Source organism: Bradyrhizobium sp. RDM12 (assembly GCF_051917485.1).
Classification (GTDB): Bacteria; Pseudomonadota; Alphaproteobacteria; order Rhizobiales; family Xanthobacteraceae; genus Bradyrhizobium.
In genome coordinates this window covers 2,468,400-2,486,973 of sequence record NZ_CM133064.1, presented here as the reverse complement: position 1 = coordinate 2,486,973, position 18,574 = coordinate 2,468,400, and the positions used below count along the sequence as shown (strand labels likewise).

15 protein-coding genes and 2 pseudogenes are annotated in these 18,574 nt (G+C 59.9%); 7 read left to right on the top strand and 10 right to left on the bottom strand.

Annotated features, from left to right (window positions below; all coding sequences use genetic code 11):
• The first annotated feature begins 234 nt into the window (after positions 1–234).
• Positions 235–603, top strand: a complete 369-nt coding sequence (locus ACTGJ9_RS11955; RefSeq protein ID WP_456677199.1) for a hypothetical protein — start codon at positions 235–237, stop codon at positions 601–603.
• Here ACTGJ9_RS11955 and ACTGJ9_RS11950 read toward each other — a convergent pair.
• Together ACTGJ9_RS11950 and ACTGJ9_RS11945 are read right to left on the bottom strand one after the other, a co-directional pair.
• A complete protein-coding gene (locus ACTGJ9_RS11950) occupies positions 548–1,879 on the bottom strand; it encodes a tyrosine-type recombinase/integrase (protein ID WP_456677198.1) in 1,332 nt (443 codons plus the stop codon). The two genes, ACTGJ9_RS11955 and ACTGJ9_RS11950, sit on opposite strands and share 56 nt — an antisense overlap.
• A 510-nt stretch (positions 1,880–2,389) precedes the next feature.
• The gene (locus ACTGJ9_RS11945; protein ID WP_456677197.1) at positions 2,390–3,307 is read right to left on the bottom strand and encodes a hypothetical protein; all 918 of its coding nucleotides are present in this window, start codon (positions 3,305–3,307) and stop codon (positions 2,390–2,392) included.
• Positions 3,308–3,446: 139 nt separating this feature from the next.
• Between ACTGJ9_RS11945 and ACTGJ9_RS11940 the strand changes: the two genes are divergently transcribed.
• Entirely contained in the window at positions 3,447–4,016 is a 570-nt protein-coding gene (locus ACTGJ9_RS11940) for a hypothetical protein (RefSeq protein WP_456677196.1), read from the top strand.
• Positions 4,017–4,485: 469 nt separating this feature from the next.
• Here the strand turns inward: ACTGJ9_RS11940 and ACTGJ9_RS11935 are convergent, their stop codons facing one another.
• From ACTGJ9_RS11935 to ACTGJ9_RS11925, 3 genes are all read right to left on the bottom strand, one after another.
• The gene (locus ACTGJ9_RS11935; protein ID WP_456677195.1) at positions 4,486–4,728 is read right to left on the bottom strand and encodes a PilZ domain-containing protein; all 243 of its coding nucleotides are present in this window, start codon (positions 4,726–4,728) and stop codon (positions 4,486–4,488) included.
• Between the two features lie 23 nt (positions 4,729–4,751).
• The gene (locus ACTGJ9_RS11930; RefSeq protein ID WP_456677194.1) at positions 4,752–4,964 is read right to left on the bottom strand and encodes a hypothetical protein; all 213 of its coding nucleotides are present in this window, start codon (positions 4,962–4,964) and stop codon (positions 4,752–4,754) included.
• Between the two features lie 817 nt (positions 4,965–5,781).
• A complete protein-coding gene (locus ACTGJ9_RS11925; RefSeq protein ID WP_456677193.1) occupies positions 5,782–5,910 on the bottom strand; it encodes a hypothetical protein in 129 nt (42 codons plus the stop codon).
• A gap of 1,262 nt (positions 5,911–7,172) precedes the next feature.
• Here ACTGJ9_RS11925 and ACTGJ9_RS11920 point away from each other — a divergent pair.
• Positions 7,173–11,083, top strand: a pseudogene (locus ACTGJ9_RS11920) (autotransporter outer membrane beta-barrel domain-containing protein).
• A gap of 151 nt (positions 11,084–11,234) precedes the next feature.
• Here the strand turns inward: ACTGJ9_RS11920 and ACTGJ9_RS11915 are convergent.
• The gene (locus ACTGJ9_RS11915) at positions 11,235–11,465 is read right to left on the bottom strand and encodes a hypothetical protein (RefSeq protein WP_456677192.1); all 231 of its coding nucleotides are present in this window, start codon (positions 11,463–11,465) and stop codon (positions 11,235–11,237) included.
• 280 nt (positions 11,466–11,745) lie between these two features.
• On the opposite strand from ACTGJ9_RS11915, the gene ACTGJ9_RS11910 reads away from it, so the two are divergent.
• The 3 genes from ACTGJ9_RS11910 (at position 11,746) to tnpC (ending at position 14,177) form a co-directional block, all read left to right on the top strand.
• Entirely contained in the window at positions 11,746–12,168 is a 423-nt protein-coding gene (locus ACTGJ9_RS11910; protein ID WP_456677191.1) for a transposase, read from the top strand.
• Positions 12,165–12,518: an IS66 family insertion sequence element accessory protein TnpB gene (tnpB, locus tag ACTGJ9_RS11905; protein ID WP_456674892.1), complete on the top strand. Its 354-nt coding sequence runs from the start codon at positions 12,165–12,167 to the stop codon at positions 12,516–12,518. The genes ACTGJ9_RS11910 and tnpB overlap by 4 nt, the downstream gene beginning before the upstream one ends.
• Positions 12,519–12,587: 69 nt before the next feature.
• Complete coding sequence (gene tnpC, locus ACTGJ9_RS11900) at positions 12,588–14,177, top strand: IS66 family transposase (protein ID WP_456677190.1); 1,590 nt, start codon at positions 12,588–12,590, stop codon at positions 14,175–14,177.
• Here the strand turns inward: tnpC and ACTGJ9_RS11895 are convergent.
• The 4 genes and pseudogenes from ACTGJ9_RS11895 to ACTGJ9_RS11880 form a co-directional block, all read right to left on the bottom strand.
• The gene (locus ACTGJ9_RS11895) at positions 14,160–14,441 is read right to left on the bottom strand and encodes a hypothetical protein (protein ID WP_456677189.1); all 282 of its coding nucleotides are present in this window, start codon (positions 14,439–14,441) and stop codon (positions 14,160–14,162) included. The two genes, tnpC and ACTGJ9_RS11895, sit on opposite strands and share 18 nt — an antisense overlap.
• A gap of 471 nt (positions 14,442–14,912) precedes the next feature.
• Positions 14,913–15,236, bottom strand: a complete 324-nt coding sequence (locus ACTGJ9_RS11890; RefSeq protein WP_456678792.1) for a hypothetical protein — start codon at positions 15,234–15,236, stop codon at positions 14,913–14,915.
• A gap of 175 nt (positions 15,237–15,411) precedes the next feature.
• Positions 15,412–15,567 (bottom strand): annotated as a pseudogene (locus ACTGJ9_RS11885) (SOS response-associated peptidase); the annotation flags it as partial.
• A 15-nt stretch (positions 15,568–15,582) separates the two neighbouring features.
• Positions 15,583–16,071 carry a hypothetical protein gene (locus tag ACTGJ9_RS11880; protein ID WP_456677188.1) on the bottom strand — a complete coding sequence of 163 codons (489 nt, stop codon included), beginning with the start codon at positions 16,069–16,071 and terminating at the stop codon, positions 15,583–15,585.
• A gap of 205 nt (positions 16,072–16,276) precedes the next feature.
• Here ACTGJ9_RS11880 and ACTGJ9_RS11875 point away from each other — a divergent pair, with 205 nt between their 5' ends.
• Positions 16,277–18,223, top strand: a complete 1,947-nt coding sequence (locus tag ACTGJ9_RS11875) for an acyltransferase family protein (RefSeq protein WP_456678505.1) — start codon at positions 16,277–16,279, stop codon at positions 18,221–18,223.
• The last annotated feature ends 351 nt before the right edge of the window (positions 18,224–18,574 follow it).

Here is an 18,574-nt window from a genome sequence, read left to right as displayed (position 1 = left end):
GGGATAATCCATTGATTTTATTCAGAAGAAACTTCGTTTCAGGGAAGGATTTTGAACCTATGCGCTCGGGATGAAGCGAAGGGGGTCCCGGGCGCGTCCCAGACGCATCGAAGCGGTTCGTCCTATTTGTACGCCACAGCGACCCAGCAGCTGCACCTGCGAACTTGATTTCTTTCCTGTTAGAGCGGCGTACGATCTTATCGGCTCAGACCGATCACGGTTCGGGACTGAGGCATGAGCGGCAAGGACGCAAAGGTTCCGATCGAGGCGTTAGAGCTACCAAATAGTCGGAAGATGCCACACGCCACGAAGCGGCGTCGTAAGAACCGTGGCGTGCCGCCGCCCGCCACCTTCGATATCGATGCGCTACCGGGCAGCTCCAATTTAACGGCATTAGAGGCGGCCGCGGTCATCCGGCGCACGCCCGGAGCGCTGGAGCAGTGGCGGCGCGATCCGAACCACCCGCTGAAATGGCGCTACGTCGATGGCCGCCCGCTCTATCGTGTCGATGCGGTGCGCGACTATCTGGCCAAGTGCGATAAGACCACTAAGACGCCTCAGCCGCAAAATGCTCACGGAGACGGCCGAGGAGCTCGGCCTTGATCGGGTCAAGCGGATTCGTCCGCTGCAGACGCACGATTTTGCCGACCCGTTTCGCGCCGACCAACTCCGCAATGTAGTCGTGAGCCGCTTCAAACGCCATCTTGCGGATGATCCACTGTTCGTCGTGATTGTAGACCTGATCGATTCCGCTAGGTTTTTGCCCGACACACAGCCGCTGGATTTCGTTGTCGTAGCCACAGCGTGACATGATGGTGCGTAAGCTGCGCCTTAAGTCATGCATGGTGAACTTGGCGACGCTCGCTTCCTTGACCAAGCGGTTGACCATCTTGGTGAAGCCGGACATCTGGCCGCCGGTCTTTGGTGACGGGAAGACATAGTCGGAGGTTGCTCGCTGGAAATGTTTCGCGGCCGCGAGCACCTCGTCAACGAGATGGGTGCGCGGCAGGTCGTGGTGCAGGCCCATCTTGGTCCACGTGGCATCGAAGGTGATGCGGTCGTCCATGACGTGCTTCGACCACTCGATCATGGTTGGCTCGCTGCGGCGCGGGCCGCCCAGTAGGCACATCCGTACCAGAAGCCCGAAAGTCCCGAGCTTGCCGGATGCCTGCCAGACCTTGATGATCTCGTCATCGCTCAGCGCGCGTCCCTTGGTGCGGCGCAAGATCCGCTGCGCCCGGGTTTCCTTCGGCTCGCGATAACCAGCGAGCACATTGTGGTCGACATAACCCTCGCCGACGCACCATTCGAGGAAGGTGTGGGTGTGCTTGCGCAGGTCTTTGGCCGCCCCACGCTTGCCGGTCTTGGTAATCTTGTCGACAGCCGCCATGATCTGCCGCCGCGTCAGGTCTCCGACGGCGCTCTCGGCGTGTTCCTTGAGCCCGCGCCGGAGCGCCGACATTGCTGGCTTCCAGTTGACGACTTGGCGTCCGGTCAAGGACGCCTGGTAGGGACCATCTTCAACAATGAGGGTGGTTAGCGTGGTGCGCTGCTTCTCGGCTGCCTGTTGCCGCCTCGCCTCGCGCTTGGCGTCGTTCGGATCCACGCCCTTGAAGACCTCGCCCGCGGCGATGGTGGCGGCCTTGCGCGCTGCCTTCTCATTATATTTGGGCCAGGCGCCGAGGGTCTTGCGCTGGGTCCCCCTCACCCCCGGCTTGGTGAAAAGGTAGACCCAGGTCCGGCCACCGGTCGCGCGCATGCGCAGCGCGAGGCCGGGCAACTTGTCGTCGCGGAGATAATGCTGCGCCTTACCCGGCGGCAACGTCGCGTTGCGGATTACGGCATCAGTGAGTGTCAGGTGGTTGGTCGGCTCCGGCATATTCCCTGTGCTCCCTGTCGCGGTGTGCCCCGTAGCCTCCGGGACCATCGAAGCGAAGGGAAAGTGATCATTGACTTTCCTTCGCTTTTTCCGCTTCGGGGCACACCAGCGTGGAAGGACGGCCCTTGAAGAACAGAGGGGGCACAGACCCTCCCCGATTTGTGTGCCCCAAGGGAAGATGGCACGGGGGCACAGCGGGGGCATACAAAATGTAGTTTGGTCAGTTGTGGCCTATTATGGCCGCATATGGCGAAACCCCATGCAATGCATGGACTTATCTACTTTTTACTATGGCTAGCTCGGGTTGGCTAGGGACTACGGATTGTGGTTCACACGGGAGAGGTCCAAGGTTCGATCCCTTGTGCGCCCACCATTAAAACCCCTGAAAACGCAGAGTTTCTGAAAATTCGGCCTCAGGCCTATTCGGCAGTTGTAGGCACGAAAGAGCAGAACTAAGCAGCAACACCCGGGGAAAGATCGGGGATTTTGTTCCGGCCATGTTCTACCAGATCACAGCAGCCTTGAATCGCTATCTTGGTCCCATTCAAGCTCGCACAAGACTTCCGCTTCAACCGACATGTCGGCGCGAAAATGAGTGGCATGCTCCACTAGCATTCGTTGGGCGGCCTCCTCCGCCTCCGCCATCGAGTTATGCCGCTCGTGGAAGGATGCCGACGCTTCAGCTACGCGCCGAGGCGCATCCCACCTCAGGATTTGCACGATCGCATACCAGACGCCGCGACCTGTCCGCCGCCGGACAAGTATCTCGCGGCACCGATCCGCCGCTTCGGCAACTCCCAGCCACATTGCCCTATCAGCCTCGATCTTGGCATTCTCTCGGGAGTTGAAAGCAACGCCCTTCAACGCAGGCTCGCTGAGCCACCCGAGTTTGTTGTCGATGCTCATAAGGCTGTTGCTGATCTCTTTAAGGGCTTCCTCCGCCTCCCACGTAATTTTAGGAGGCTTGAGTGCCGCTCCCTTTGCTCGCTCGACCCTGGGCCGTCCAGCGCGCTTACGCCGCCAGATGTCGTCCGCAATCGCATCAAGATCCTCTTTGGTGAGCGTCCACCGGTTCTCTCTCTCCCATTTCTCACGATTGAGCTTCGGGGTGAGATCAACGATCTTGTTTTGCGGCTTTTTCAGAGCTTCTTCGAGCGCCATTCCCGTTTCTAATGCAGCAAAGCCAGATGCCACGAGATCCTTGTGCACGTGGCCCTTTTCATCGAAGGTCAGGAAACTCCCCTGCACTCTCTCGATCCGAACCGGCTTCTTCCCCTCGTTCTCAAGGATGACGTCAGCAACCTTCTGCTTCGTGCCAGCGTACTGCGGCATGGCGTCTTTGCCGCGGATCAGACCCGTCATCACGCGCTGAGAGATGCTTTGAAGCCCGTCCTCGGCGAATAAATAAAAGCGGATAGAAAGGCCCATGCGGCGCGCCCTGCTTAGCAAGCGCTCATGCTTCCGTATGTCGCCAGATTAGGCAATGACTAAAAGGTCGCAAATTTCCAACAAGCTCCGCTTATCAACGCTGATTGCATTGGGCGAAAGGGCTGATTAGGAAGACTACATGAGCACCGAATCTTCCTTAAATTGGCCGAACGCAGAATCGCCCACTCTCGCACCGCCCCTTCGGCGACGATGGCCGCTTGTACTCATTTTGATTTTCGTACTTTTGCTCGTAGGCGCAGCTGGTTCTTATGCTTGGCTCAACCCGGGAATGCTCATTCAGTCCCTCGGGCGCGAGACGACGGAAATAGAAACTGGGTCCAGCGACAAGGCAGTTATGACGGATCTGCTCGCTGCACAGCAAAAAGCGAGCGACGACTTGGCGGCCATTGACAAGGCGATCGCCGACCAGCAGGAGCAGCTAAAGGAGATAGTGGGTCAGCTCGCAAGCCTCAGCTCGAAGATCGACGCCATGAAGAGTCCAGCACCTCAAGCACCGGCCGCGCCATCACTCCCTTCGCCGATGCCCGCTGTCGCGCCTGCCGCTTCGACGGCTCACGTATCGCCGGTACCAACGACGCACGTTGTCTCCAAACAAAAGAAGCCGTCGTCGCGTGTGATGAACCCTACAGGTCCGATCTCAGTCGGGGGAGCTCCGTTGAGCGTGGCGCCGGATGCGACCGCGCAGTGAGCCCACAACGAGTGGCCGATCGCGACTATGGACGTGGTCCGCTCGTAGGACCTAATCAGCTTGCGATTGTCGTAGAGACCCGCAGGCCCCGACGCGCATAGTTTGCGCGCGCTTTTACACCTAACCGAAACATGCGCCACTACCCTGATTTCAGGAACGTATTGCGTCAATCGCGTGCGCGATCAGGATTGCGACACTGATCCCAATGAGGATGACTAATAGCCAGATGATCACGTTCGTCTCCATCCGCTTCATGGAGTGAACGCGCTCAAGCGCACACAGTCAAAAACAACCAGCCAGAAACCTTAATCCGGCGTTGGGCTGAGGATTTACGGCAACGGTTGCGGCCGTCGTCGGCCCTATTGGCGAAATGCCAGGAGGAGAAGACTGCCAACAACGTACGCCGCGAGTAAAAGTAATAAAATACTCACGACACCCCCGATTGAGCGGCAACTTGAAGTTCCAACCTTCAAAGGAACATCACACCCATCCGGAAGGGTGCGCGCCAGGCCACCCGACACGCCAACTTCAGACCGTGCTCTGGGATAATCAAAATGAAACTGGCAGGTATTCGGTCGGTCGCATCCAAGAATTGCAGCGCCGCGCCCGAAGTCGAGATATCGCGGATCATGCAGGAGGTCTTGTTTCCAGCACCCTCGATTTGCGCTGGCATGGCCGCGCGAAAACGTGGTGCGTTACGCGTCTCCACCATCGGTTCAACTGCTATAGCAGTCCCTAAATCGATCCGTATTCTTCAGCACTTTGATTGATCCAGAGCAGTGCCGCCCGGCTATCCAACCACAAAAGCTGGTCTTCCTCCCCATCACCGGGAGTCATGTGCAACAAGAAGGAGTTCTCGCCGCATCGAAATAACGTGTCGCGCGCTCGGCGCTCACTTAAGGTTTGAACGTCGAGATACGGATACTCGTGCGTAGCAACAAGCTTCATGACTGAAACCTGCTTAGAGTAGCGCCGTGCAAAACTGAGCCCAGTTGATCAACCACCTGTCGGGCTGTCGCGACACTATTGATTAGTTCTTCTGCTTGCCGAGTGAGCTCAAGGATAGACGGATCATCCTTAAAGTCAGACAGAACGATTTGGACGCACCTGTTGGTAAGATCGAGGAGCCAAAGAGTGCGCCGCATGTCGTGTTGGCTCTGAAGATCTACTTCATGCAGCTCAGACAAGACGTTCGTTAGTCCTTGGAGCCGACGAACAGCGGGATGAAATGTAGGACGCCCTCGACCGCGCGGGAAATCGACTACCTTGAACACCGGTGTCCCCCAAATTTTCAAAATATGCACGTAGTATTACGACGACCATTTAACGCTTTCATAAGTTTCCATAAGAAGGTTATCGGTTTTCGGCGAAGTGGCGGACGTGGGATCTAGTTGGAAGCACCCTCATGACCCGCCGAACCTCGGTGTAGGTCCATTGCGCATACCGTTTCAGCAGCCGGGTGACGCTGAAGGTCTGGCTGATGCGGTTAACCGACGATGGTTGGGCATCCGAGTCCGTGGGTAGCCCAGCCGTCATCGCGCAATGACGGGTGGCCTTGGCGGGTCTTCAACCTCGACGGCTAAGATCTCAACCGAACGGTTGATGCTTCCGCAGGAGAGCGGGCCGCCGGTTCACCCTGGCAGGCCTGCTGCGTCGCAACCAGAGATGCGGCCGCTTCAGGCAACTTAAGCCAAGCGGCTGTCAAGGGCTCGTGATTGATCGCGACGCGCTTCTTTTGAGAACGAGCTGACCAAAATCTCCAGGTTCATCGCTCTTCGTTCAAGCGCTTTTCGACAAACTGGCGCTCGAACTCTGTCAGGCTGGTTTGCAATAAGTGACGATAGCGTTGAATATTGTTGCGATGTGCACGCGCCAACTGGTTGTCAATCATCATCGTCTTCCCTTTGACGGCTACTATCTCATTCCTTTTTGCTTCACGGGGACGGCCCGAGGCAACATTCCACAGCGCCGTTAGAGCGGAGTATCCTCGCCCCCTTGGCGCTGGTATTTCCCTGGCCGGGTCTTAAATCCAGGCCCTCTATTCTGTCCGACTTAGATGACAGAAACACGAAATGTCTGAGGGGCAAGCGGGCCGCCTGTTTACGCTGGCAGGCGTCCTGCACGCTGGTGTGATGCGCATTGTGTGAAGTAGTTCACAAGCGGCAGGCATCACTAAGCATAGCGTGCGCGCTCAACTGGAGGGAAGCGCCATGAAAGCCAATTGGACAACCTCTCGATTGTTCGCGCTGATGGCCGTTGTTCTGGTGGCGACTGGCACGACTATGGCAATCGCCACTTCTCGCGGAGTGCCTGATCCAAGGTTGGGTCCGGATTGGCAGTGCAGCGAACCTTGCTGCTCGTGACGGCTTGTTCTCACTTGAGCGTTCGACCGGAATAAGCTTGCTGACCAACATCTGCAGCTTTCGTACGGACCCGATCGTGATCGAGCCGAGCATGACCGGCCCGCGAAATTGCGGCGTGTGCCGTCGTCCACTTCACCGCAAGCGGTTTGTGCCGCTAGTCCCTAAAAGATACGCCGCCGGGCTCGAAATGCATTGTCCCGGCGGCGCCCTGTCTCAAACTGGGGCCTACAATCCCCAGTCACCTAGATATCAGCAAGGCCCGTGCTCCACCTTGGGCGTGATCGGCGGCCCATTGTAGACGTTGCGACGCCAGTGAGATCCGCTTCGTGACCGCGAGCACTTGCCTTTGAATGGTTGATGCTTGGTTAACGGCGCAGGTAGTTGCTCCTAGAGCACACCTCCGGTTGTTCCCGCCTTCAATGCACATCGGCTTCGTTGACACGATCAAGAGCGATCCCTTAGCGTGGATGCAGTCCGAGTCCGCCATCGCGCGCGCCACAACAGCGCCGCGGGTCAATGGATGTGAACGGTGATCGGGTTCGTGTGACCGGGGGCGGGTGACTTGAAAGTTGGGAATACTCCAGGCGCAATAGCTTGGTTTCAGGCCGTCATATCGTCGGCGCGGAAGTCGGCACGGGCGCCCGACGCGACTGGAACAACGGCCCGGCAACTTCTCCTCGCAACCGTTTCGGTCGCTGCACTAACGGCCCTCTCCGCAGGCTCGGCGGCAGCGCAGACGTGGAACGGCAGCGTCAGCACCGACTGGACGAATGCCGCCAACTGGACCGGCGGCGTGCCTGCGAACGGCCCCGTCACCATCAACACGACGGCGCCCAATCCCACCATCCTCGGCGTAACCGGTCCAAATACTGCCACGAGCGGCACCATCACCATCGGTACAGGCGGTGGAACGGGCAATTTCAGGATTCAGAACGGCAGCACGTTGGCAAGCCAGACTCTTGTTAACTTGGGCGCGACTTTGGGATCAACCGGCGTCGCGACCGTGACGGGTGCGGGATCGACGTGGACGATGAACGTCCCCGTGGTCGGCAATTCCCTCCGCCTCGGCTCGTTTGGGGCCGGCACGCTCAACATCCAAAATGGTGGCAGGGTGGCGGTCACAGGCGGCGCCAGTCTCGGATTTAGTAGCGGGGGCTCCGGCATCCTGAACATTGAGAGCGGCGGAACGCTGACAACCACTACCTTTGTTCACCTCGGCGGAAATATTGGTGGAACAGTCGGCGTTGCGACCGTCACGGGACTCAACTCGCTTTTGAACGTCGGCGCTGATCTCATCGTCGGCCTCAACGGCAACGGCACGCTCAACATTCAAAATGGTGGCACGGCGGTCGCGGGCGTCACAACCGTTGCGGTCGCGGCGGCCTCGACGGGCGCTCTGAACATTAACAGCGGCGGCACGCTGGCAACTTCTCGGTTGGTGGCGGGCGCTGGCGCCGCTCAGGTCAACTTCGACAACGCAACATTGCGCGCGACTGCCGACGACGCGAGCTTCGTCAGCGGCTTTACCGGAACCGAGCTCAACATAGCCCCAGGCGGACTGACGGTAGATACGGCCGGGTTCAACGTGACCGCGTCCTCACCCTTCAGCGGCACGGGCACGTTCACCAAGATCGGCGCGGGCACACTCACGCTCAGCGGGGCAAATAGCACCAATTTTTCCGGTGTGATGGCCATCAATGCCGGCACGCTTTCGGTGGCCGCCGCGACCAATCTCGGCACGGGCGGACTGGCCTTTGATGGCGGTACGCTACAGAACACGGGGGCCTTCACGACCGCGCTGCCGGTCACGATAAACGCGGGTGGCGGCACTTTCCAGACCGACGCCAATCTGACGCTTTCCGGAGTTCTCGCTGGTAGCGGCGCGCTCACTAAGACCGGCGGAAGCACCCTCACGCTGACCGGCGCTAACACCTATTCCGGGCAGACATGGATTCAGACCGGCACCTTGGCGCTGTCGGGGAGCGGCGCGGTTACAAATTCAAGCCGCGTGGTCGCCGACGGCACATTCAACATTTCCGCGGTCACTCCGGCGAGCGCAAGCATTCAGAGCCTTGCCGGAGCAGGCAGCGTCGTTCTCGGCGCCAAGTTCCTGGCTTTGACCAGTGCCAACGACACGTTCGCGGGCGCGATCACCGGCTCCGGCGGCCTGACGGTCTCGGCCGGCACTGAGACCCTCACAGGGGCGAGCAACTACACCGGCGTCACGAGCGTGACGGGCACTGGCAACTTGCAGCTTCTGAACGGCGGCAAGATCACCGGCACCAGCAACACGTTGCTGGACGGAGTGAACGCGACGGTGACCGCGACGGTGAGCGGGACCGGCTCGCTCCTGCAGACCGGGCGCGTCTCGGTAGGCGCGACCGTCGGAAGCAAGGCCACCTTGAACATCTTGAACGGCGGCGTGGTTACGACGACGACCAATGCCACGACTGCTCTCGGTGGCGCCGGTGGACAGACAGCGACTGTCAATGTCGACGGCGCGGGATCTCGCCTAAATGCCGCGGGTGCACTCAACGTCTCGAGCTCCAATACGGCTACGGACGGATTTCTGAACATCACCAATGGCGGCGCCGTCCAGAGCAACGGCGGAACCGTCGGAACCTCTTTTGCTGCGACGGGCACGAAATCTGTCGTGATCTCGGGAGCGGGGTCGAGCTGGACAGCGACTGGCGCCCTCAATCTGCAGAGCGGCGCATCGATGTCGATCCTCGCCGGCGGAGCCGCGAGCGCAGCGACGTCAACGATTGGCACATCGATTAATGGTGGCACCGCCAATCTTCTGGTTTCCGGCACCGGCTCAACTTATTTCGTCACCGGCAATCAGGTGATCGGGGCCAGTACCGGCAAAGGATTCGTCACGCTGGCAGACGGCGCAAGCATGAGCGTCGGCGGTGCGCTCACGTTCGCGAGCGCTGCCGGCGCCACGGGCGTCCTCAATATCGGCGGGGCGGAAGGTCAAGCGGCCACCGGCGCGGGCACGCTCGATGCCGCGACGCTGGTGTTCGGGCCCGGAACGGGGCGCGTCAACTTCAACCACACCGATCCCAACTATGTGTTCTCGACCGCGATGTCGGGAGGCGGCGCGGTGAATCAAAGCGGCCCGGGTACCACCGTGCTGACAGGCGCAAGCACCTATTCGGGCCCGACCACGGTCTCGGCTGGCACGCTGCGCGCAGGTGGCTCCAATGTGCTGAGTCCAAACTCGGCGTTCTCGGTGCTCTCAGGCGGTACGCTCGATCTCGCTGGGTACGACCATACGCTGACGACACTGAGCAACGCCGGCACCGTGGCGCTGAATGGCGCGCCGGGAACGACCCTCACCATGGCCAACAACTATGTCGGTAATGGCGGCCTGGTCCGGCTCAACGCGGCGCTCGGCGGCGACGCGTCGCCGACTGATCGGCTGGTCGTTCAGGGAAATACCTCGGGTAGTTCCACGCTCAGGGTCACCAATATCGGCGGCTCCGGTGCGCCGACAACCGAGGGCATCAAGGTCGTCGACGTCGTCGGCGCGTCGAACGGCACGTTCGGCCTGCAGGGCAACTATGTGCTTCAAGGCCAGCAGGCGGTGGTCGGAGGCGCCTATGCCTATACCCTGCAAAAGAACGGCATCAGCAATCCTACTGACGGCGACTGGTACTTGCGATCGGGCTTGATCAATCCGCCAGCCTCAGCGCCTGCCGGCCCGCTCTATCAACCCGGCGTTCCCTTTACGAGAACTACGCGCAGGTGCTGCTCGGCATGAATGATGCGCCGTCGCTGCAGCAGCGCGTTGGCAACCGCTATTGGGGCGGCAGCGAGGCCATGGCGCGCGCCGGCGTCAACACGGCCCAGGCGGATCCGTCCTGGACGCAGTCCGCGTTCTGGGGCCGCATCGAGGGCGGCCAAACCAGCTTGCAGCCGTCCAACACCACGGGCTCGACCTACAACGCCGATCAGATGAAGGCGCAGACCGGGCTCGACGGCCTTGCTCTCGACAATGCTTACGGCCGGCTGATCGTCGGCCTCACCGCGCAATACGGCCTGACCACGGCTCACGTCAATTCATTCTTCGGCAACGGCACGATCCGCGCCTCCGGCAGCGGCGTCGGCGCCACGGCGACCTGGTACGGCGACAACGGCTTCTATGTCGACGGCCAGGCACAGACGATGTTCTACCGCACCGACCTGACGTCTGCGCTGGCCGGCAGCATGATCCATGGCAACGAAGGCTTCGGCTACGCCTTCAGCGTCGAGAGCGGCAAGCGGTTCGGCCTCGGCAACGGCTTCTGGCTGACGCCGCAGGCGCAGCTCGCCTATTCGAAGGTCGATTTCGACCCCTTTACGGACCGCTTTGGTGCGCAGGTTTCGCTCGGCAATGCCGAAAGCCTGCTCGGCCGCCTCGGCTTCTCGGTCAATCACCAGCGCACTTGGAACGACGACTCGGGCGTCGTTCGCTCCGACGTCTACGCGATCGGCAATCTGCATTACGAGTTCCTCAACACCACCAGCATCGATGTCGCAGGCTCGGGCTTTGCCAGCGCCAACAATCGGCTGTGGGGCAGCATCGGCGGCGGCGGCACCTATAGCTGGGCCAACGGTCGTTACGCCTTATTCGGCGAGGTCACCTATCGCGCCAGTCTCGACAATGCCGATCAGAACCATGGCTACAAGGGCACCGGCGGATTCCGCGTGACTTGGTGAGACGCGCGCGGCCACCTGGGACCTGCCTTCATGCCGCTGTTCTTGTGCTCTGCTTGGTTGGTTCGGGGAGGGAATGCGAAATCATCCGTATCAGCGAGATCGGCCGCCGCGTTGGCATGGACATTAAATGCGAGCGGGTTGGCCCGTGAAGCTATTCAACTATATCGAAGTTGCGACAAAGCTCCGCGACAACATGCACAACGATGGCTTCTGTAACGCCGTTTCTTGCGACGGGCGGCCAGATCAATCCGATTGTCCAATTCGCAACGGGATTATGGACCGGCACAATGTCGACGCCCTCAATCTTCTCCGGCGTCTCCCGGTTAACCCGTTCCACGATCATGGCGGCAAGTTCTTTGCGGGTCTTCATGATCTTGGTCAATCAGTCCTCCGAATCGGCCGGCCTGCGGACAGAATACCATGAAGGGCCGCAAGCCGGAGTTACAGCCAGGCGCCAACGCTATTGTCGGTAGCAGGCCGCCGGCCTGGTTGAGCAAGATGGATGTTACCTGCGAGCGGGTCGGCTCATGACCTCAGTTGAGCTTCCGCGTCACGGATATAACTTGCGCCAGTTTCCGTGCTGGTAAGCGCGAAGCCGATACCCTTGCTTCAGAATTCGAATGAACGTGCGAAGAAGCCTCCGGCTTGGACGGAGGTTTGGGATGGGATTGGACAGCAAAAAGGACGTCCATTTGGACGGCTCATCGGTAGGGCCGGTGAGCCGGCTGGAGGTCCTTGAAGGACCGTCGGGACGCCGCGTGCGTTCGGAGGCTGAGAGAGCTCGGATCGTCGCCGAGAGTCTGCTACCCGCTGCCCAGGTCTCCGAGGTGGCGCGCAAGCACGGGGCGACGCGCTGGCAGATTTACGATTGGCGACGACGCTTTCGACAGCGAGGCCTGTTGGCGCCGTGCGAGGCGTCGCAGTCGACATTCGCGCCGCTGGTCGTGGAAAGCGCGTTGGAGGAGGGTCACGTTCCGGCGATCAAGCTTGAGATCGCGATCGGCGATGTCGTGCTGCGGACGGACACAGCAATAGATGGCGAGCAGCTGTCCCGGGTGATCCGCGCAGTGCGAGCGTCACGATGATCGCGGCCGGTGCCGATCTGAAGATTTACATCGCGACGCGGCCGATCGACTTCCGCTGTGGCCACGATGGAGTTGCGGCGAAGGTGCAGGAGATGCTTGGCCTCGACCCGTTCAGCGGCGCAGCCTTCGTGTTCCGATCGAAACGAGCGGACCGGATCAAGATTTTGGTCTGGGATCGAACGGGCCTGGTGTTAGTTCATAAGCGCCTCGAAGGCTGCAAGTTCGTTTGGCCAACGATCGCAGACGGCGTGATGCGCATATCGCCAGCGATGTTCGCAGCCCTGTTCGAAGGGCTGGATTGGAGGTTAGTCCGCCCGAAAGAAGCGCGGCGTCCCCAGGCGGCTGGATAACTGCGGCAGATTGACTCGGGAGCTATTTTGAACGTGGCAGGCGCGGTGGCGACGTGCTCGAAATAGCGCATGAGCATTGCGGCGCTGCGCAACGAAAACGAACGCCTGAAGGCGCTTTTGGCGCAAACGCAGGCAGCCTTGAGCGAGCATCAGGGGGCATTGGCGGCATCGGAGGAAGCGCGACGTCGGCTGGAGGTCATTCTCGGGGAATTGAGACGCGAGAAGTTCGGCGCGAAGTCCGAGAAGCTACGGCCAGATCAGTATCACTTGCCGCTGGAAGACGTGGAGATCGCGCAAGGCATCCTGGACGCGGCTCAGGAGAGAGCCGAGGCTGTGATCCAGGGCCGATCGCGGAGCGCGCCGGATCAAGGTTCTCATCGCAATCGCGGCTGCTTGCCTGCCCATTTGCCTCGGGTGGAACGGATCATCGAGCCTGCGAGCACGCTCTGTCCGTGCGGTTGCGGCGCCATGACAAAGATCGGCGAGGACGTCAGCAAACGCCTCGACGTGATCCCGGCGCAATGGCGCGTGCTGGTCACGCGCCGCCCGAAATACATCTGTCGCCGCTGCTCGGGCCCTGTCGTGCAGGCCCACGCGCCGGAGCACGTCGTGCTTGGTGGGCTGCCGACCGAAGCGGCCATTGCGCACGTGATCGTCTCCAAGTTCGGCGACCATACGCCGTTTTACCGTCAGGCCGAGATCTATGCTCGGCAGGGGATCCGGCTTGATCGGGCGACACTGGGCAACTGGTCCGGCCGCGCCTGCTTCCATCTCCAACCCGTAGCGGACCACATGCGTCGCCATCTGGAGAGGGCAGATCGTCTGTTCATGGACGAAACCACGGCACCGGTGCTCGATCCCGGGCGTGGCCAAACGAAGAAAGGCTACTTCTGGGCGATCGTCTCCGACGACCGCGGCCACAGCGGCCCAAGTCCTCCGATCGTGCTGTTCCGATATGCCCCCGGTCGCAGCGGCGCCTTCGCGGAGCAGTTCCTGCATGGCTTTAACGGACGCTTCCTGCAATGCGATGCCTATGACGGTTATGACCGGCTGACCGAAGTCGCTCGACCGCAGGGGCCGTGGACGCTTGTGCATTGCTGGAGCCATTTGCGCCGACGCTTCGTCAAATTGGCCCGCAACAGCAAATCGCCGATCGCCGAGGCTGCGGTTCGGCACATCGCACAGCTTTACGCCATCGAAGCCATGGTACGCGGTTCATCGCCGGACATCCGGCTGGCCGCGCGCAAGGAGCACTCGCTGCCAATCGTCGCCGCGCTAAAGCCATGGTTCGAGAAACAGCTGTCGATGATCTCCAGTGGTTCGACGCTCGCCGAGGACATCCGCTACGCGCTCAATCACTGGCAAGGGCTGACCCGCTTCCTCGAAGACGGGCGCCTCGAGCTTGACACGAACCCGGTCGAGAACGCCATCCGGCCAGTCTGCCTGACCAGAAAAAACGCGCTCTTCGCCGGTCATGAAGTCGGCGCGGAAAATTGGGCCCTGCTCGCGTCGATCGTCGCCACCTGCAAGCTCAACGACATCAACCCGGCCGCCTACATCGCCGAAACACTCGAGACGATCATCGACGGCCATCCCCATAGCCGCATCGAAGACCTTATGCCGTGGCGATTGCGCAAAACGTCAAGCCAGCCTCAATAGGGTTGCGGCTAAGCGCTTACCCGTGCTGCCCAAGGAGGTGATCTTCATTTGAAGGGCGAGCGCGGCATCAGGCTTTGCCGGGAACGCGTCGCGATTTCGTAGGTCGCGGACCAAACACCCTACGTCGCCCGCACTTATCGGACGAGCGGCGTGGAGGTTGTCGAATTGCTGCGTGCTGTTCAATTGAGCACCGGAATACATCGGACCGACCGGCATAGTCTGGTTGATGGTGATGAAGCCGTCTTTTGGAGATGGAATCGCCACGCCCGTCGCAACGATCCGCTGATCCGATCGGTTGTTGGCCGTAATCGAGAGATTGCAGTGGCGCCCATCGATTGCTTCAGACGCACGTCTATTACCGGCTTTTTGCCCGCCAGCGCGCGTTCGTCTTGCTGATGTGCCAGCCAGAATTGCGCAGCGCCGAACGCGGCCGACCCAACGGCAACAAACAACGAAAACAGCGCGATTCTATCAGAACGTGTCCAGGTCATGCGAGCAATTTGCCGAGCACCGCGAATGTTACCTCGCTAGCCGCCTCGCTTGGCTTTACATGACCCAGGGAATGGCCGCCCCGCAAGGTGATCAACCGCGATCACGACCCAGCGAATTTTCGCTGGGCAAATTTCCGCTTGGCGTCACCGAGGCAGGTGTCGTACGGCATTAGGGCCCGCAACAAACTTGAAGGCGTTCGCCAAACTCCGAGGCAACTATCGGGTTTACGTCAACGATCGCGCGCTAAGCCTCGGCACGTTCACCACCAAAGAGGCGGCGGCGGAAGCCTATGCCACGGCCGCACGCCAGCGCTTCCGCAAATTCGCGAGGATCGATTGATGCTAGGCTAGGTCGCCAAACCGTAAATGGATCGAAGTCTCTTTTCGACGGCCGCAATTCGCTCCAAATCACCTTTCTGCAAGTTTTTCCGACTTCTCGTCTCAATGACGACGCTCCAACTGTTGCGATCGGGAATGATTCCAGCCCTTGCGGTCTGACACCTTCCTTCATCAATTCTTCAAGCACAATCCAAGCCAAATCGGTCGCAGAAACAATCTTCTTCGCCATCGCGTCTCCTCAGTGCTGGGAATGTTAGTTCCGCGCCGATATTACGCAAGCCCCTCCATGGTCCTAGCCAATGAGAGGCCGGAAACCAGAAATTGCCGCTGCACTCGACGCCGCGACCAAACCGCCGTCCTAGCTGGGCAAAGCTGCGACCGCCGAATGGCGCCGCGTCATGCCGGAGCTCGCGCCCGTCCGAGCCGTTCCGAACGATCGGCGCTTTGTAATCCGGAAAGACACCAGGCATCGGGGCCAAGTTGCCAACGTACCGGTTGACGACGCGGAAGAGCGCGCTGATCGCGGCCTGGTTCGTGGTGACGCTGTAGAGGTTACACACGATCAACAAGCCCCTTCATCGTTGCGCCTGTTCGGTCACGTCTCCGTCTGGCTTGGCATAGGTCAGCCGCAGAATATGAGCGCGCTGACGACGCCCGCCGATCTTCTTCTCTGAGCATGGCTCGCAATACAACGCTGGTTCTAGCTTCCAGATACGCGTACTTGGCGCACGCTTGAGGCTGCGCAAAGGGACCAGCGAGATCCGCCGGCAGCGATTGCACTTGGCCTCCAGGTGGTCGTAGCCGGCATTAAGAGCCTTGGCGATCGTGGGGTTGGCCTGCGGCTCACCGGGCGAGGGCATCGCCGGGCCGCCGGCCCACATAATGGCGTTCCACGCATCGCACTCTAGCCGGTCGGCCTCCCGCAGCTTCTCTTCCGCTGCGCTGCGGATCAGGACGGATTGGGCGTAGTAGCTCGCGTGCAACCCGTGAGCCTGGCGGATGCTCTTGGCCTGGGCCTTGCGGTCGCCGCCCGATAGCGGAATGCGGATGATGCGTGGAGACACATCTCATAATCGCGCTGAATAGGGTCGGAGAGAAGCCGCTAGCACTAGACCACGACGGCAGATCTGGCCCCAGATGTTCGTCAAGATCGCCTTGCGTCGGGGGCAGACCGAAATTCAGGTTTACACCCCGAAATCCGGTCAGGTAATAGACTGCAATCCAGGGAAATATCTGGAAACGTTGCAGCTTCTGGTGGCCTAATTGGGGATGAGTTTAGGGGGAAAAGGATTTCGCGGGGAGATCGTTCAGCTTAGAGCGATCGCTGTCCTGAGCGTTTTGCTGTTCCATTTGAAGGTACCTGGCTTTCAAGGCGGGTTCGTCGGCGTCGATGTCTTTTTCGTCATCTCCGGCTACCTCATTACTCGCAATATCCTCCGAGAACAGGCTGAGGGGCGTTTTTCGTTTGGCGCGTTTTATCTGCGACGAACGAGGCGTATCTATCCCGCGCTAATCTTCACGGTGCTCGCGACGTACCTTGCGGGCGCACTATGGACTGCCCCGCTGCTGTTCCTCGACATAGCGAAGGAGTGCACGCACGCGCTCCTCTCAATCGCTAACATCCAATATTGGAGAGAAGCAAGCCACTACTTCGCAGCGAAATCGGACGAGCTCGCTCTGCTCCACTGTTGGTCGCTGTCGCTTGAAGAGCAGTTCTACCTTATTTGGCCCGCACTCCTGATCGCGGCGGCGCGCGTTGGACGCATAAGATCGGCAATCGTCCTGTTATCGCTTGCATCCTTCATGGCGACGATATGGATAGGCCCCATCGATAGATCTGCCGTTTTCTTCTTGATGCCGTTTCGCATCTTTGAGTTCGGCTGTGGCGCCCTAGTGCATTTCGTCGGAAAAACGCCACCCCGCCAGTCGGTCCGTGAACTGCTTTCGGCCAGCGGCTTCGCCGTGATCTTGTCCAGCGCACTTATGCTGCGGCCAGAAACGTCACGGCAAGAACTACTCGTCCTAATCCCATGCCTTGGCGCTGCCGCTGTGATTTGGGCCGGAGACGCGACCTTCATCTCTCGCGTTCTTCGCCTTCAGGCGCTAACCGCTATCGGGACAATTTCCTATTCGCTCTATCTTTGCCACTGGCCGATCATCTTCTACTCACGCTTCATCTTCGGTGAAGCCGCGGACTCTGTCGGAGGAATTATGGTCATGCTTGTGACCATGCTGTTCATCGCTTGTGGCATGTACTATTTTGTTGAGCGTCGCTTCATCATCTCCACCGCCGCCTCGGGCGTGCCGTGGAAGGCATTAATGAAATTCAGCGCGGCTACGCTGACATTGGTGGTCCTCACTCACGCTACATTCGTTTTGAAGGGTTTCGCATGGCGGGTGCCTGAGTCGGTTTTGGCGGACGGAAGGCTCGACAGCTCTCCCGCCAGGGATCAAGTCGTTCGACCGTCGGACCGACCGATTGTTGACTTGGCTGGCGACTCCCATGCTGAAATGTACGTGGCGGCAATGTTACCGTTGGTCGAGAGCCAAGGTGGAGACCTCCAGTACGTCGGCACTGCCGGATGTCCGATTGTCAAAGGAGCAGCCATCAAATCGCGGCGACGCATGGATTGTCTCAGAGATCGCGATGAGCAAATCGCTCAACTCGCGACACAAACGCGCCCGTTGATATTCATCCAGCGGTGGGAAACCTATGACGATGTGGGCATCGACTACGACCGACCAGGCATGTGGTCGAACGAAGCTGGATCGTTCACCAAGCTCGAAGCCGCCCTTTCTGAGACGCTAGGGGCATTAACGCCTGTTCGGCGTGTAATGCTTGTGGGCGCCCAAGTTCCTGCTAGTTGCGAGATCAATCGGCCGCGGTTGCTTCAAGGGCCGCTGCGTCACGTGCCACCGCGCCCATGTGCGCCAATGTCAAAGGCGAGCGCAGTAATGGCGGGTGCCGCCGTTAATGCAATGCTCGCGCGCGTCCAGTCTAAGTATCCCGGACGGGTCGACCTGCTCAAACCGGTCGATTATCTCTGCGACGAAACTTGCCCAACATATCACGCGGGCCATTGGCTGTATTGGGACGCTACGCATTTTACCTTGGCGGGATCGATGTTCATGACCGACAGGGCTGCCTCAACATTTCGCACGTTCATTCTGGGTGTATCGAGCGCGATGTCTTCAGGCGCATCAACTGAGAATTGATCTATTTGGCCCTCAGCCTCACGCCAGGCTGTCCGTGGTTCAAGAACTGGACGCCCGGCGCCCTCTAGGGCTTTCTGCACCGCGACTGCGAGGGGCGAGGGAACGAAAGCGCCGTCGAACGGGCGCCAAAGTAGAGGGACGTAAGAGCTGGGCTGAGCGGAAGCCAGCAATGGTCGAAGTCGCAAAGCAATTGGCGACTAAAAACAGATCTTTGCGCGATGTGGCTGCAGAACTAGCTAAGCTCGGGCATTTGAACGAGCGGGAAACAGCTTTTTCTGCGTGTTCGATCAGATCAATGCTGCTTCGCTAGGGCGTGTATGCCTTGCCGATGAGGTGATCGAGCTTGAGATG